Raw genomic sequence first — 13757 nt, forward strand, 5'->3', positions numbered from 1 at the left:
TTACTCGTCACCGAATTGGAAACCCTGCTGTTGCATGGTTTTTGCAACCTCTGGGAAGTATACGTTTTGATAGAAGGCTGCAGTTTCTTCTGCATAGCTACGCATGTTGTTTAGCTGCTGAGCATCCCACCATTCACGAAGTTGTTGGTCGTATTGTTCAACGCCTTTATCTACCGTCGCTTGGTCGTATTTTTCGTACATAGCGAAGCTCTCTAGTGGTACGCGTGGTTTGATTTGAGCGCCTTGGCTATCGTCGGCCACACCTAGGGTGATACCCACGATAGGATAGGTTTTCTCTGGAAGACCAAGTAGGTCGATCATCTGTTGAGGGTTATTACGAATACCACCGATAGCGGTTGAGCCATAGCCTAGGCTATTCGCCGCAGTTTGCAGTGCGTTGAGCATGATGCCTGCATCACCTGCACCCACTACTATGCCCTCTGCAGAGCGATGGATTACCTGCTCTTTGCCAGCAAGTTCGGTTGCCACAGCGGTGCGGTGGTAGTCGATAACGATAGTGATAAATACATCGGCACTGGCTACTTGAGGTTGGCCACCTGCGATTTCAGCAATCTTTTGAATGTTCTCTTTGTTACGGGTGATGACTAAGCTCACCTGCTGCGCATTGATTGAAGTCGGCGCTTGCTGAGCGGCTTTTAAGATAAGTTGTAGGTCCTGCTCTTTTACTGATTCGCCAGTAAAGTTACGCACTGAACGACGAGTATTAAGTTGTCTAGAATTGGGTTCATCTTAATCACCTTTGGCTTAAATTCGATGAGGCACTGATATGCCGTTGGGGTATATTTAAGCAAAGGGATGGTTTAAATTGTAGATTACAAGTAGTTACAATGGTTTCAACCAAAGGTTACAAATGATTCCAAGTCAATTGCCTATCTTCCTGAAAGTGGTAGAGCAGGGGAGCTTCTCAGCGGCCTCGCGTCAGTGCGGTATTTCTCCCGCTGCGGTCAGTAAGGCCATCTCTCAGCTTGAAAAGAAGATGCAGCAGCGCCTGTTTCATCGTTCAACCCACTCATTGACCCTGACTCAAGAGGGAAAAGTGCTGTATGACAAGACGGCACACCTGATGGCGGAGTTAGAAGAAAGCATTGAGGCGAGTATTGATGCTACCCAAAGCGTGGCAGGGGAGATCAAGATTAATCTTCCCGATCATATGGGTCAGACGCTGATCTACCCAAGGCTACTGGAATTTTTAAAGCGCTATCCAGATGTTCAGTTGGATCTCCACTTCAATGACCAAGTCCAAGACTTGATAGAAAACGGTTTTGACCTTGGGATAGGGAACTTCATCAATCAAGACAGCCGCTTGATTGCTCGTTCCTACATGGATGTACAGTTGGTGTATGTGGCGTCCCCAGACTATTTAGAAGGTAAACCACTGCCAAAAACACCAGAAGAACTCAAAGGCTTGAACTGCATAAGTTACTGCTCACCAAGTACGGGGCGATTGATTCCTTGGCGTTTTGTCGTGGATGGCAAAGAGCAGCTCTTGATGCCAGAGGGGAATCTCAAGGTAAATAGCCCAGGTGCAGCTTTTCGGGGAGCACTAGAGGGAGCAGGGGTCGCTTGTGTACCAAAGAATTACATCAATGATGAACAGGCATCACAGCTGGTGGTGTTGCTGGAAGAGTATTCGCCTCCAACCTTCACAGTTTGGCTCTATTTCGCTTCTCGCTCTTATCTTCCAGCCCGGGTACGTTTTCTGATTGATTTTTTATTGGAAGAGTCTGCTTAAGATGTTTTAAATCAATCTTCATTTGTCTTTCATATGAAACTATAATGCTGTTGTTTGTAATTAAAAGGTAGTGGAACAGATGAACTCAAGACAAAACGAAATCGTGCAGATAGTGAATGATAGAAAGCGCGTTCAGGTGACCGAACTGTCTGAGATTATCGGGGTGTCTGGAGTGACTATCCGTCAGGATCTGAACTTCCTTGAACAGCAGGGCTATCTAAAGCGGGTGCATGGCGCGGCTACTGCGCTGCAAAACGACGATATCGATCATCGCTTAGAGGTGCGCTTCGATATCAAGCAGACACTTGCCAATAAGGCGGCAGACCTAGTCGATCCAAATGAGACAGTGCTTATTGAGGGTGGCAGTGCCAACGCGCTATTGGCTCGCACCCTTGCCGAGCGCGGTGACGTTACCATTATCACGCCTTCGGCTTACATAGCTCACCTGATCCGTAATACCTCAGCCAACATCATCTTGCTTGGAGGTGTGTACCAGCACCAGGGTGAGAGCCTAGTTGGCCCACTAACTAAGCTGTGTATCGAGAACATCCATTTCAGCACAGCATTTTTAGGCGTAGACGGCTTTCATCAGGATACTGGGTTTACCAGTCGGGACATGATGCGTGCAGATATTGCCGAGATGATTCTAGCTAAGAAGCGTCGCAATATAGTGCTCACTGACTCCAGTAAATTTGGGCAAATCTATCCCTCTACCATTGGCTCTATTAGCCAGATCTCACTGCTACTTACCGATGAATCGGCTCCGAAAGAAGACCTTGATTTCCTTGAGTCACAAGGGGTTGAGGTTCAACTAGGCTAGAAAGCCTCTGCCTATCGAATCGATAAGAAAGAGTGAATGTCATTACGTCGGTTAACCCCTTATTCTAGGCCCAGTTTAGATTTAAGGAAGTCGTGATGAGTAGTAAGGCTTTAGTCGTTGAAGGCGGTGCAATGCGTGGCATCTTTGCCGCCGGTGTTTTAGATGCATTCTTGGAGCAAGAACATAACCCTTTTGATTTTGTAATGGGCGTCTCTGCGGGTGCGTCGAATATGCTGGGTTACCTTACGGGCGCTCATGGGCGTAGCTATAAGGTGATTACTGAGCTTGCCACCTCAGGTGAGTTTTTCAATCCAGCTCGTTTTGCCAGAGGTGGAAACCTGATGGATGTGAAGTGGCTCAGTGAAACCTCGATGCAACGTTATCCTCTCGATTTTGACCGCTTGTTTACCTCTGTTCCTTTCTTTGCTGCCGCCACCAATATCAACACAGGTGAGGCGGACTACTTTCGAGTCTCGCAGGATAATCTTGCTGATGTTATCGAGGCAACCACAGCCTTGCCTATTGCATACAAACGAACCCCATGCTTTTCAGGCGGTTGCTACGCCGATGGTGGTGTTGCTGATTCTATCCCAGTGAAAGAGGCGTACCGCAGAGGGGCCCGTGATATCACGGTTGTTCTGTCAGAGCCTTTGAGCTACAGCATGCCAAAGCTAAAAAACAATTGGTTTATCAAGAAGTTGCTCAAGGAAAACTCAACCATAGCAGAGGCGCTTCAGGGTCGGGCCGATCGCTACAATCAGTCGCTAGACTTCATTCGTAATCCGCCAAGGGACGCCACTATTCGAGTTATCGCTCCGCCTGAAGGTTTTCCGGTGAGGCGCTTAACTCGTAAGCGCAAGCTGTTAGATACTGGCTATCAAATGGGGCTGGACGAAGGTTTTGCTCACGTGATGAATCTGCGAGGCATAGAGCACCTCTCGCCGGAAGAGTGCCCAGCTTGCTATGCCTGACCTCTGATTTACGCAGCCTTTGCGATTATCTTAGTGACTAGATTGCCAAAGACTCCTTCACCGAATAGGCGAATGGTTAGCGCCATCAGCTTAGCGTCTGTGGTGCTCTGATAGACCAGTTTAGGGTTGCTAGCGAAGCCTGCCTTGATAAGGGTGTTTACTGTAGATGTGGTATCTGAGCCCTTGTCGTAAGCGGTCTTTAAGAAGGTATGAGATTTCTTAATCGTTGCTTCATATGCGGCGACTCGGTTGCTGCTCAGCATATCTCCTAGCTGTATATCCGGCAGTTCAGTCTGCACACAACCCGGCTCTACGGTCGATATCTTAATATTGAAGTCGTGCACCTCTTGCTGAAGCGCTTTAGCCATACCGCTAAGTGCGTGCTTACTTGCGGAGTACCAAGCATTCATGCTGGAAGATGCACGAGCAGCTATGGAGGTAGTAAATACTATTCGTCCCTGCTTTCGAGCGCGCATATGTGGTAGCACGGCTTGGGTAACGCGCGCCGCGCCATATACATTTACATCGAACTGCTTTTGTATATTGCAGATACTCTCGGACTCTACCGGCCCTGCAATTGGATAGCCTGCATTGGAGTAGACGATGTCGATACTTCCCACCTCCACAATCATGGCATTGACTATGTTTTGGATGCTACTGGCCTTGGTTACATCAACCTTAAACACCTTGGCACCTAACTCTTCCAGCGGCTTTAGTCTGTCTAAACGCCTCGCTCCGCAATAGACATTATGTTGCTGTTTCAGAAGCTTCACTGCTAGGTCATAACCTATGCCAGATGAGGCACCTATGACCAAAATATTCTTGGGTTTCATATTTATTATTCTTGTTACATCAGAGGGCTATGGTAATTCTGATGCTTGTTAAAATATGCAGTAGAAATTACTGCAAAACATCTTAGCAAGTTGACTCATAATTAGCCGTTGTTACAGTGGTAGTAGCCCAAATCAATTCTTTGACTCCTTATGCCTGAAATTTCCTTCGAAGCCCTATTAACCCAACAGGTTGACGCGCTTATGTCGAGTAAACCTGCTGAGTTTGAATCTACCTTTAGAGATGTCGCTTTACAGGCGTTGCAGTGGTTTAACCTTGATAGGATGACTCTGTTTCCTAACTCGATGATTTTGCTCAACGACGGTAAATCAATATCTGTATCTAGGCAGGGGATACCGGAGCTGGATAAGACAAAATATGTGGTCGGAAACTACAAAGGCTATCTCAAGCTACTGCGCCATAAGAGGGAGATCCAGACCTTTAACTCTGATCAATTAGCTACTTCAGGTGTGGGGCCTCTTGAGGAGCTATACAAGGATGGCGGCCGCTGGCATGGCATAATCCGTCTCGAGCTTTTCGGGCAGCTATGGGGTGCGCTGGCTTTTTCTCGATTCTCCGAAGGCGAGCATGACCTTAATCAAGAAGAGGTCAGGCGCTTAAAACTTCTTTGCGATACTTGGCTGGTTTATTGGCAACATTCCACTATCACACGTAGCCTTCGTCAGACGGCTGAGCAACAGGGTGATGAGAGTGAAAAACTGCTTAGACTCAGCAAGAAGCAGTGCACCGTATTAGCACTCTTAGCTCAGGGACTGACCGCGAAACAGTGCGCAGAGAAACTCTTCTTAAGCCCGCGAACCATAGAGTCCCACAAGTACCGAATGTTGGATCTTCTGGATCTTGAGAACCACACAGAGCTGGTTCAGTTTGCCCTTCGTAACGGGCTTGGAATAGAGGCTAGTTAACCTGCCTGATAATCCACAGTCGATGGCTTGGCCTCAAACCAGTAGCCTAAGGTATACAAGCAAATGGTGATGTCGGTTACTGCGAAAGGGATAAAGTACTGGTTTAGATAAGCGGTCTCAGGATTAAAGTGGTTTGAGCTAAACAGATACACCATGAATAGCTTTTCTAGGAAAGAGTAGAGGATAATCGGTTCTCTCCAGCGCTCTACAAACGCTGCCATCACGATAAAAAATCCCATCAAACCCACCATGATTCCCCAGTGCCGAATCAGAAATACGTAGCTGGGATCGTAACTAAGGTTATTCATCTCTCGCAGTGCATCGGCCGGGTCGATGGCATAGATCCCCGCATACATAGTGATGAGCCCACCTATGATCAGAAATGGCTTCAAGAATCGGTTAAATATCATATTAAGTGTCGGTCATTAGTGTTTGCCAAAGAGTAACCAGAGGTGACTTTGTTGTGAGCAGTAAAATCTACTGCAATTCAATTAGTTGACAAAATCAATTACCTTTAATATAGTTGTCATTGTCAACTACATTAAAGGTGAGAATATGATGAATGCACAAACTGCGACCATGGATCTTGAGGTAAGCAAAACTCCACTTGTTCTAAAGGTTCTGGTGGTGCTTGCAATGATGACCTTGATGGGAGGCACTCTAACGGGAGTGATGACTTACTTTAATCTCGGCTACAGCGACAGCTTTTTCAAAGATTGGTTTGGTTCTTTCTCCACAGTGGCTATGACGGTAATGCCAATGGGATTTGTGCTAATGGTGAGCTTGACTAAGCTAGCGGAGCGATTGTTTTCCAATGTGAGTGAACATGCTCGCAATCTTGTCATCGGCGTTATCATTGCAGGCATTATGGAGTCAGGAATGGCCTTTGCAACGGCTATGAACAATATCGGCTTCGACGACAAAGAGCTGTTTATGGATGCTTGGTTTAATGGTTTGATTGGAGCACTGCCTGTTGCCTTGGTACTAATGATTACCGTAAACATGACCATCAAGCCAAAGGTAGAGAAGTTCTTAAAAAGTTAACCTTTTAAAGGCTAAAGGCCATTACTAGCAAACTAGCTCTATTGTGGATAAAACTTAGTTTTTATCCACGTCGATTGGTATTTATTCACGTTCCGATAGGATGGTAAGCACGTACGCAGGTTACAGGAATAGGGTAGTGCTCAAGGAACTGGTGCTTTTTAAACACGTTTATGAGGGAGATAACTTTAGGGAATCAGCCAAAAAGGCCGGAACCTCGATAGCTTCTCTCTCACGTGCTATTGCAGGGCTTGAGCGAGACTGCGGCAAGAAGCTATTTCTTAAAGATGGCACCAGCACCATACCCACCAATGAAGCCCGCTCTCTCTACTACAGCGTTGTTGATTGCCTCAATTCAATTAACCATGAGTACGAGGTTTTTCGTAACCACACACCTCAGATCACCTTGTTAAAACCACTGCAAGTTCATAGCGAGTTATTTGTTCAACTGCTGCATGACGAAGAAATCATGGGCAGCCAGTTTTCGTTTAAAGAAAGGAACAATTACCCCTCTAGAAACAAGGCCTATGCTGATCTCTTGATTGGAGAGATAGACCTGTTTATCGATAAGAAACCGATACAGGATAGGCGCTATCAGTGCCACAAGATTGCGGTCTGTGACCTAGTATTTATCTACTCCAAGCAGTTTCACCAACAAACCTTAGATATCGCTGTCGAGCGACTCATCAAGCTTAAGTGGCTAGACGATTACAGCGAGAAGTTTGTTGCCAATGCAAACAGCGGTGAATACCTGATTGATAGCCTTGCTTCTTTCTACGAGATCATCAAAAACTCCAAATACGTGGGCATTGCGCCAAAACAGACTGCAAACCAGCTAAATTCAAATCATTATTGGCATTCAGAGCCTATGGGGCAGTTGGAGTTGTATTTGATTGCTGCTAACCGAAACCTAGTCAACAAGCCTGCTGTACAACAGCTTCTTGATAAGATCAGAAATTCTGAGTTGATTCTGCGCTAGATATCAAAAACACTGTCGTTCACCACTTCCCATGCTGAAGGTTGCTCTGCCTTATTTAAAGCGAGCTTGCTAGTAGATGGTGTGTCATACATTCTCTCGATTACTTCTTTTGCGGCTTGTTTATCGTTGAGGTAACCAGATAGCGTCGAAAGAAGTTGATTGTAGAGTTTGGAGTGTTTCTGATCTTGTCGAAACTCGCCTCTAAGGTTGCCATAGTAAGGACTGTGCACGTCTAGGCTAGCTCTATGGTGCGCCTTTCGGTAAATACCAGCTAAGAACATATACACACAACTTGAGTTGCAGTAGGTCTCTACATGGGTGTTCCAGCCGGCCTTGTGTATGTAGTCGCTGATCTTCAGTGCATCGTCAAAATAACCGCCATTAGATTGCAGAATGACTGAAGAAATCTTGGTTTTTACCGCAGAAACAAAGTTTAAGAAGTCTTTGTACTCACCGTCTCGAATGTCGCCATTGATCACCAAGGCTTGTTCCTTATTACCCTTCATCTGATAGGTTTTGTATTGGGCTGCATTGGCATTGATTGAGAGGCTCATTAATAGCATCAAAGACAGACTGAGAGAGAAAAGTTTCTGTGTCATAAAAGGCCTCGTCCATTGAAATAATTATGCGACCCCCTTGAACAGATTTATAACCGCTACCCATTAAGGGTTAAATGAAACAAAGCGTTTCATCGGTTTTGAGTGATGCAGGTCTCGTTCACTTCAATTAGTTGTTGAACTTATTTTAGGAAAAGCTCGGCTTATAGAAGCGATCCAGTTCTTAATTGACACTACTGTTAGCTTTAGCCTAACAAATGTATAGGTTTAGCCTGTCTAGTCCGAACGATTAGGCTGGAATATTATCCTCGACACTTAAGCAGGAAAGCTCCTGCTGTTATCTATTTAGTGTCCATGAGTGGACGAGGAAATCCGTATGACCTCTATTGCTAAGCATGCCGAACAGGGCAGTACTCACAGCAAACCTAGCGTTAGTTTAACCCTTTTAGTGGGTCTCCCACTGTTTACCCTTTTGCCCCTAGGTTTGGATATCTTTTTACCGGCCGTGTATGACATTGGTGCCTTCTTCGGCAACACAGACGTGCCATCATTTGCCATCAGCATCTACATGCTGTTCTGGGGAGTAGGCCAGCTCTTCTAGGGTGGTATGGCAGACAAGCTGGGCAAGAAGAATATTGCACTTATCGGTCTGGTTACTTTTGCCTTGAGCTCGTTTGCCATTGCCAATGTTGGAAGCAGTGATAGCTTTGAGTTCCTTGGATTAAGGGCATTGCAAAGCTTTGGTGGTAGCGCTTGTTTTACCGCGATTTTTGCATTGATCCGTATGCGTTTTGAAGGTGAAAACCTTAACAAAGCCTATAGCTATCTAAACGGAATCTTGGCATTCGTACCTGTGAGTGCTCCGTTGATTGGCGCTTATATCGTTGCGCACAGCTCTTGGTTTGTTCTATTTGAAATCATGGCTGTTTTGGGAGCTCTGAGCCTAGTTTGGATCTTCTTTATGCTGCCTGCAGAAAAAGCCGATACATCTTCCTCGGTGGGTACTTCTAAAGCGAGCCTGGTGCAAGGTTATCTATCGGTGCTGGCGAACGCTAGATTTAGAACGTATCTGTTCTTCGCTCTTATCGCCCAAACCTTGTTTATCTATCTACTGACTGTTGCACCTATGTATTTGATGGGAAGCCTAGACATGTCACAAGTGGCTTTTGGTGAGATGTTTATGGTGATTGCGATTGTATTTATGGTGGGCAGCTTCTTGTCACCGAAGATCAATCAGATGATAAATATCCAATCGCTAGTGAAGCTCTCATTGGTGTTGATAGTGGCTGGTGGCGCAATGATGTTTTTGATGAGCGGTATTGCGCAATGGTACTCACTGATTGTCCCTATGGTTATCATCGCCTTTGGTTGTACCATGCTACTGAGCAGTTCACCTGCTAACGCATTGGCTGAACTAAAAGAAAGCGCAGGTGTGGCTAGCGGTTTATATACAGCAACAACCTTTGGTATGGGCGCAGTAATCTCAGCACTTGTAGCTAATTTCGTGGATAGTGCCGACCTATCTCAAGTGTCATTGGTTTATACGCTATTCGCGCTGCTTGCTCTGGTGGTGTTTTTCTTCAACGAGAGCATGAAGAAGGCTTAAAAAGCAAAAGAAAGGCCACTGTGTTTACAGTGGCCTTTAGCTTTAGGTGAAAATTACCACTCGATGTCTGAGCCATCGAAGACCTTGAAACTTCCTGATGTCTCTAGGGTAAGCTGCTCCGCTTGATTGATGATGCCGGCCACACTTTCTTGAGGGGTGAATGTTGCATCTTTACCGCCCATATCTGTCTGAACCCAGCCAGGGTGTACGGCTAGTGTTTTCACACCTTGCTCAGCTAGGTTGCGTGCTGCAGATACAAGGATCTGGTTTAGCGCCGCTTTAGAGGTGCGGTAGCTGTACATGTTGCCAGAACCATTGTCACCGATACTCGCTACACGGCTTGAAATACCGATAATCGTTTTATGCTCACTCGCCGCAACGTTGTCACGAAGCGCTTGAATAAGAAGGGCTGGTGCAACAGTGTTGATGTTAAGAACTTCCAGCCATTTGCTCTGAGTCATTTCACCCAATGTCGCGCAGTCGTCACCCAGAACACCCGCGTTTAGGATAAGGTGATCGATAGCTTGGCCTTTAAGTGTCTCAGGCAGAGCATTGATGTCAGCCTCATTGGTTACATCTAGTTTGATGAGTTCAACCTTAGGATTGTCCGAAGCGTATTTTGTTAACTCTGTCGCGCTTTCTGGTGAGCGGCATGCTGCTAGTACATCCCAACCCTTTGCACTGTACTGACGAACAAACTCAAGACCCAAGCCTCTGTTTGCACCTGTGATTAAAACCTTTGTCATCTTCATATCCTCTGTTTGATTTCGATTGGAATGGCTGAATTCTAGTTTTCAGATAAGGGTTATTGAGGGATTGTTGTAAAAAACATAATTGCATTCGACATTGTCGAATGTTGATGATGAGCAAGGAGTAGGTGAAGGTTACGACAACCACCTTGGTAGAAAACACTTCTTTGACCCTAGCGATGCGCCGCCTCGTTAGTTTTATTAGCCATATATGAGTTGAAAGTGATAGTGACTTTAACCTTTAGTTTATGAAATCTTTACCTAGCTAGTTACCCACCTTTATCGATTAATTTTAGGAGTAAGCTATTGTTAAGTATAAAGAAAGCCATGTTTGGTTTAGTGTTAGCCTGTTTTACTTGGGTTTCTAGTGCCACAGACCTCAAGAACTACTTTTCGGAGAGCGTTTTTAGGTGCATGTATCAAAACCCCATCTCTCGATCAGTTGTGATAACCGAATACCGAGAAGACGGCAGTTACTCGGGGACTCAACAGATACAAGTATCTAAGCTAGGTGAGCCCAAAATGGAAGCTATGGTGGAGTTTAATGGCAGTTGGCATGTTTCTTATGACAGTTTGCACACTCTAGTAGAACACTATGAGATGAGGCCGACTAATCCCTTGGGTGAGAAACTTGTAGCTGTTATGCACGATTCGGCCAAAGCTATCGATCCTATCAGTAGCATTAAGGTTAAGGTTGAAAGCCGTGATCAATATATAGAAGCCAGTAGTGATTCGAAGGCTAGGTGTTATCGGGTGTATCAATAAATTTATAGGTGGGGCTGATGAGCCAAGGGAGTAAACTCGCGTTTAAAGTGTGGGCAGTAGACATGGGCAAGTTCGTTATTGTCTGTAACCTAGTCGCCATCTTATCTGTGGTGGTTATAGAGTCGGTGACGGGTTTGTTTGGGCTTAAATATTGGACAGACTATGTTTTCTTCAGTTTGATACTACAGTGGGGCGTAGCAACCTTATTCTTTATGTATCCCCCTATGGGAGGGATGGGCGCATCTGACGATAGAGCAGACAGAGTGGCTGATTCTATGGTGGATAGAAGCCTGGCCGATGAGGTGGATGCAAATCGTTTCTCTGATAACACCGTGTTTTGCATAAAGTTGATTTTGTCGGGACTACCGGCTTTCGTTATGTGTATTTTTGTCAGCCTATACGGCTAATCGACTCAGCACAGAATAATGCCCTCATTCAGAGGGCATTTAATCAAAGCTTATTACTCTCAGACCAAACCCTAAGGTCATCCAAGATCTTCAATGCAGAGCGACCAAAATCAGTTAGCTCATAACTCACCGCAATAGGGCGGTCGCTGATTACTTTTCGCAGCACCATGCCTTCGGCTTCGAGTTCTTTCAGTCTTTGGTCAACCATCTTTTTGCTGGCGCCACCTAACATGCGGGATAGGTCGTTGAATCGAACTGGGCCGTCCTTGAGATGATAAATCAAAGAACCTTTCCATTTACCACCGATAAGGCGCATACCCTTTTCGATCGCACACGGCTCTTTGCATACATTAGCGACGGATTTACGCCCTTTACTGTCTATATTTACAACGCTTTCCATCAAACTCACCTTTAGGTTACAAAAAGTATACTGGTTGAATACTTTCTTAAGGTTACCATAATAAACCTAGTTGGAGAACTAACAGGTGTAAACATGAGCGAAAAACTGAAACTAGACTTTATCTCAGACGTGGTATGCCCATGGTGTGCTATTGGATACAAGCGTCTTGAGCAAGCAATCAAAGAGTTGGGTGTTGAGGACAAGGTTGAGATAGAACTTCACCCATTTGAGTTGAATCCAAACATGCCTGCTGAGGGGCAAAACCTGCGTCAGCACCTGGCAGAGAAGTACGGCACTACATTGGAAGACAGCATCCGAGCGCGTGAAAACCTTACCCAGCTTGGCGCTGAGGTGGGTTTCACCTTCGATTACTATGACGATATGAAGATGTATAACACTCGTGAAGCGCATCTTGCTATCCAGTTTGCAGCAAAATACGGAAAACAGCTGGAGCTGAAACTCGCTCTATTTGATGCTTTCTTTGGTGAGCGAAAAGATGTCTCTGATAGAGAAGTGTTGGCGCAGCTACTTGCTAAGGTTGGTTTACCAGTCGATGAGGGCATTGCCTATCTAGATGATATTAATGCGATTTCTCAGCTTCAGAATGAAGAAAGTTACTGGCAAGGCTTGGGCGTTCGCTCAGTGCCAACTATAGTTTTGAATAGTCGTGAAGGCCTGCCAGGAGCGCAGCCTGTTGAGGTCTATAAACAAGTTCTAGAACACTACCTATCAGCATAGGGGGAGTATGAGCCTCGATCGTCACCCGCTGTGGCGCAAGCCACAGCACCATCTGGATGTTACTGAAAGCAGTCAACATGTTCATTGGATAGAGCTCTTCTATGACTTGGCGCATGTGGTGGCTATCTTCATGCTGGGTAACTTCCTTAGCCATCACCTAACCGTTTCTGGTTTCCTAATTTTTGCTGCTCTGTTTGTCGTTATCTGGTTCGCTTGGTTTGATCTGAGTTTGTTCAATTCGCTGTATGTCAGCACAGACATGCAGCACAGATACATAATGACCTCGCAAATCATTACCATAATGGTGATGTCAGCATCCATACCTCATATAACGGATACCAGTTGGCCCTACTTTGCCATCGGATACGGGATAAATCGGGCGTTTATTGCTTTTCTTTATTGGCGAGTCAGGCAGGTGGGTGACTCAGATGGTGAGCTTCCTCGTAAACTCTCACGTAACTTTTTCGGTAGTGCATTCCTGTTCTTGCTGAGCGCGTTTTTACCTCATCCTTATAGCTATCTTGTGTTTGGTTTAGGTCTACTTATTCTGGCTTTGCTTTACGCCTTACCCCGAGTGGGTGCCTTAGAGTGCCATCGGTTTGTTCCACGCTTTGGACACATGTCCGAGCGTTTCGCTCTTCTACTGCTCATTGTTGCCGGGGAAGGCTTCTTTAAGTTGGTGGTGACCCTGAGTATTAAGGGTATAGATAACGTCGTAGGCGATGTGCTGTTTAACTATGTGATAGGCGGTGCCGCGATCTTCGTGCTTTGTTGGATGTACTTTGATTTCGCAGGAAATGGTAAGCCGAGAAATACGGATAAAAAGACACTAGTGCAGTGGGTATTGGCGCACCTTACGTTGATGTTATCCGCAGTAATGATCGGGGTCGCCTTGTCGGCAGAAGTGAAGGTCTCCTTTATGGAGCAATACCCTTTCAAATATGCGGTAATTGGCTGCTTGGGGTTAGCGCTTTACCTATACAGTCTGCTTCTGATCCAGAACGTCATCGAGCTTAGAACCGCGCATCGATTTGCTACAGCTAAATTACGCTACTTTGGCATCGCCATGGCGTTTGTGACTCTGGCTGTAGTGTCATTTGTGCCTTCTATTATCGGTAACCTGTTCTGGTTTAGCGCCTTGCTGTCGCAGATCGTTGTGCCTGCCACTACAGCTTATCGGACATTTACTCGAGAAGGTTAACAACCAAAGGGCC

General features: G+C 45.7%; 18 protein-coding genes. 12 read left to right on the forward strand and 6 right to left on the reverse strand.

Going from position 1 to position 13757, the window contains the following annotated elements; translation table 11 throughout:
* Complete coding sequence (locus tag Pcarn_RS17950) at positions 1-711, reverse strand: nitroreductase family protein (RefSeq protein WP_261835694.1); 711 nt, start codon at positions 709-711, stop codon at positions 1-3.
* 160 nt (positions 712-871) lie between these two features.
* Here Pcarn_RS17950 and Pcarn_RS17955 point away from each other — a divergent pair, with 160 nt between their 5' ends.
* The 3 genes from Pcarn_RS17955 (at position 872) to Pcarn_RS17965 (ending at position 3544) form a co-directional block, all read left to right on the forward strand.
* Positions 872-1753 (forward strand): LysR family transcriptional regulator, encoded by an 882-nt coding sequence (locus tag Pcarn_RS17955; RefSeq protein WP_261835695.1) that lies wholly within the window; start codon positions 872-874, stop codon positions 1751-1753.
* Between the two features lie 79 nt (positions 1754-1832).
* Positions 1833-2573, forward strand: coding sequence for a DeoR/GlpR family DNA-binding transcription regulator (locus Pcarn_RS17960; protein ID WP_261835696.1), 741 nt, complete (start codon positions 1833-1835; stop codon positions 2571-2573).
* A 95-nt stretch (positions 2574-2668) separates the two neighbouring features.
* Positions 2669-3544 (forward strand): patatin-like phospholipase family protein, encoded by an 876-nt coding sequence (locus Pcarn_RS17965; protein WP_261835697.1) that lies wholly within the window; start codon positions 2669-2671, stop codon positions 3542-3544.
* Positions 3545-3552: 8 nt separating this feature from the next.
* Here Pcarn_RS17965 and Pcarn_RS17970 read toward each other — a convergent pair whose 3' ends face one another.
* Positions 3553-4377: an SDR family NAD(P)-dependent oxidoreductase gene (locus Pcarn_RS17970; RefSeq protein ID WP_261835698.1), complete on the reverse strand. Its 825-nt coding sequence runs from the start codon at positions 4375-4377 to the stop codon at positions 3553-3555.
* Between the two features lie 150 nt (positions 4378-4527).
* Here Pcarn_RS17970 and Pcarn_RS17975 point away from each other — a divergent pair, with 150 nt between their 5' ends.
* Complete coding sequence (locus Pcarn_RS17975; RefSeq protein WP_261835699.1) at positions 4528-5301, forward strand: helix-turn-helix transcriptional regulator; 774 nt, start codon at positions 4528-4530, stop codon at positions 5299-5301.
* Here the strand turns inward: Pcarn_RS17975 and Pcarn_RS17980 are convergent.
* Positions 5298-5711 carry a hypothetical protein gene (locus Pcarn_RS17980; RefSeq protein ID WP_261835700.1) on the reverse strand — a complete coding sequence of 138 codons (414 nt, stop codon included), beginning with the start codon at positions 5709-5711 and terminating at the stop codon, positions 5298-5300. The two genes, Pcarn_RS17975 and Pcarn_RS17980, sit on opposite strands and share 4 nt — an antisense overlap.
* Before the next feature lie 145 nt (positions 5712-5856).
* Between Pcarn_RS17980 and Pcarn_RS17985 the strand changes: the two genes are divergently transcribed.
* A complete protein-coding gene (locus tag Pcarn_RS17985) occupies positions 5857-6345 on the forward strand; it encodes a DUF2798 domain-containing protein (RefSeq protein ID WP_261835701.1) in 489 nt (162 codons plus the stop codon).
* Positions 6346-6481: 136 nt separating this feature from the next.
* A complete protein-coding gene (locus Pcarn_RS17990; RefSeq protein ID WP_261835702.1) occupies positions 6482-7321 on the forward strand; it encodes a LysR family transcriptional regulator in 840 nt (279 codons plus the stop codon).
* Here Pcarn_RS17990 and Pcarn_RS17995 read toward each other — a convergent pair.
* Positions 7318-7920 carry a hypothetical protein gene (locus Pcarn_RS17995; protein ID WP_261835703.1) on the reverse strand — a complete coding sequence of 201 codons (603 nt, stop codon included), beginning with the start codon at positions 7918-7920 and terminating at the stop codon, positions 7318-7320. The genes Pcarn_RS17990 and Pcarn_RS17995 overlap by 4 nt on opposite strands.
* A 334-nt stretch (positions 7921-8254) precedes the next feature.
* On the opposite strand from Pcarn_RS17995, the gene Pcarn_RS18000 reads away from it, so the two are divergent.
* Together Pcarn_RS18000 and Pcarn_RS18005 are read left to right on the forward strand one after the other, a co-directional pair.
* Entirely contained in the window at positions 8255-8479 is a 225-nt protein-coding gene (locus Pcarn_RS18000) for a hypothetical protein (protein ID WP_261835704.1), read from the forward strand.
* Between the two features lie 6 nt (positions 8480-8485).
* Entirely contained in the window at positions 8486-9484 is a 999-nt protein-coding gene (locus tag Pcarn_RS18005) for an MFS transporter (protein ID WP_261835705.1), read from the forward strand.
* A gap of 53 nt (positions 9485-9537) precedes the next feature.
* On the opposite strand, the gene Pcarn_RS18010 is transcribed toward Pcarn_RS18005, so the two are convergent.
* On the reverse strand, positions 9538-10230 hold the full coding sequence (locus tag Pcarn_RS18010; protein ID WP_261835706.1) for an SDR family oxidoreductase: 693 nt from the start codon (positions 10228-10230) through the stop codon (positions 9538-9540).
* Positions 10231-10647: 417 nt separating this feature from the next.
* Here Pcarn_RS18010 and Pcarn_RS18015 point away from each other — a divergent pair, with 417 nt between their 5' ends.
* Together Pcarn_RS18015 and Pcarn_RS18020 are read left to right on the forward strand one after the other, a co-directional pair.
* Complete coding sequence (locus tag Pcarn_RS18015; RefSeq protein ID WP_261835707.1) at positions 10648-10998, forward strand: hypothetical protein; 351 nt, start codon at positions 10648-10650, stop codon at positions 10996-10998.
* Between the two features lie 17 nt (positions 10999-11015).
* On the forward strand, positions 11016-11405 hold the full coding sequence (locus Pcarn_RS18020) for a hypothetical protein (RefSeq protein WP_261835708.1): 390 nt from the start codon (positions 11016-11018) through the stop codon (positions 11403-11405).
* A 43-nt stretch (positions 11406-11448) separates the two neighbouring features.
* On the opposite strand, the gene Pcarn_RS18025 is transcribed toward Pcarn_RS18020, so the two are convergent.
* Positions 11449-11805 carry a winged helix-turn-helix transcriptional regulator gene (locus Pcarn_RS18025; protein ID WP_261835709.1) on the reverse strand — a complete coding sequence of 119 codons (357 nt, stop codon included), beginning with the start codon at positions 11803-11805 and terminating at the stop codon, positions 11449-11451.
* A gap of 93 nt (positions 11806-11898) precedes the next feature.
* Between Pcarn_RS18025 and Pcarn_RS18030 the strand changes: the two genes are divergently transcribed.
* Both Pcarn_RS18030 and Pcarn_RS18035 read left to right on the forward strand, forming a co-directional pair.
* Entirely contained in the window at positions 11899-12543 is a 645-nt protein-coding gene (locus Pcarn_RS18030) for a DsbA family oxidoreductase (RefSeq protein ID WP_261835710.1), read from the forward strand.
* A gap of 7 nt (positions 12544-12550) precedes the next feature.
* On the forward strand, positions 12551-13744 hold the full coding sequence (locus Pcarn_RS18035; RefSeq protein ID WP_261835711.1) for a low temperature requirement protein A: 1194 nt from the start codon (positions 12551-12553) through the stop codon (positions 13742-13744).
* Positions 13745-13757: the final 13 nt, after the last annotated feature.

It is taken from the genome of Vibrio ishigakensis, from assembly GCF_024347675.1.
Taxonomy (GTDB): domain Bacteria; phylum Pseudomonadota; class Gammaproteobacteria; order Enterobacterales; family Vibrionaceae; genus Vibrio; species Vibrio ishigakensis.

Excerpts from the sequence above, each read along its gene's own strand:
- Pcarn_RS17980 (WP_261835700.1), bottom strand. The coding sequence starts at position 5,711 with ATGATATTTAACCGATTCTTGAAGCCATTTCTGATCATAGGTGGGCTC.
- Pcarn_RS17985 (WP_261835701.1), top strand. The coding sequence starts at position 5,857 with ATGATGAATGCACAAACTGCGACCATGGATCTTGAGGTAAGCAAAACT.
- Pcarn_RS18000 (WP_261835704.1), top strand. The coding sequence starts at position 8,255 with ATGACCTCTATTGCTAAGCATGCCGAACAGGGCAGTACTCACAGCAAA.
- Pcarn_RS17970 (WP_261835698.1), bottom strand. The coding sequence starts at position 4,377 with ATGAAACCCAAGAATATTTTGGTCATAGGTGCCTCATCTGGCATAGGT.
- Pcarn_RS17955 (WP_261835695.1), top strand. The coding sequence starts at position 872 with ATGATTCCAAGTCAATTGCCTATCTTCCTGAAAGTGGTAGAGCAGGGG.
- Pcarn_RS17960 (WP_261835696.1), top strand. The coding sequence starts at position 1,833 with ATGAACTCAAGACAAAACGAAATCGTGCAGATAGTGAATGATAGAAAG.
- Pcarn_RS18010 (WP_261835706.1), bottom strand. The coding sequence starts at position 10,230 with ATGACAAAGGTTTTAATCACAGGTGCAAACAGAGGCTTGGGTCTTGAG.
- Pcarn_RS18020 (WP_261835708.1), top strand. The coding sequence starts at position 11,016 with ATGAGCCAAGGGAGTAAACTCGCGTTTAAAGTGTGGGCAGTAGACATG.
- Pcarn_RS18015 (WP_261835707.1), top strand. The coding sequence starts at position 10,648 with ATGTATCAAAACCCCATCTCTCGATCAGTTGTGATAACCGAATACCGA.
- Pcarn_RS18025 (WP_261835709.1), bottom strand. The coding sequence starts at position 11,805 with ATGGAAAGCGTTGTAAATATAGACAGTAAAGGGCGTAAATCCGTCGCT.
- Pcarn_RS17995 (WP_261835703.1), bottom strand. The coding sequence starts at position 7,920 with ATGACACAGAAACTTTTCTCTCTCAGTCTGTCTTTGATGCTATTAATG.
- Pcarn_RS18005 (WP_261835705.1), top strand. The coding sequence starts at position 8,486 with ATGGCAGACAAGCTGGGCAAGAAGAATATTGCACTTATCGGTCTGGTT.
- Pcarn_RS18035 (WP_261835711.1), top strand. The coding sequence starts at position 12,551 with ATGAGCCTCGATCGTCACCCGCTGTGGCGCAAGCCACAGCACCATCTG.
- Pcarn_RS17975 (WP_261835699.1), top strand. The coding sequence starts at position 4,528 with ATGCCTGAAATTTCCTTCGAAGCCCTATTAACCCAACAGGTTGACGCG.
- Pcarn_RS18030 (WP_261835710.1), top strand. The coding sequence starts at position 11,899 with ATGAGCGAAAAACTGAAACTAGACTTTATCTCAGACGTGGTATGCCCA.
- Pcarn_RS17965 (WP_261835697.1), top strand. The coding sequence starts at position 2,669 with ATGAGTAGTAAGGCTTTAGTCGTTGAAGGCGGTGCAATGCGTGGCATC.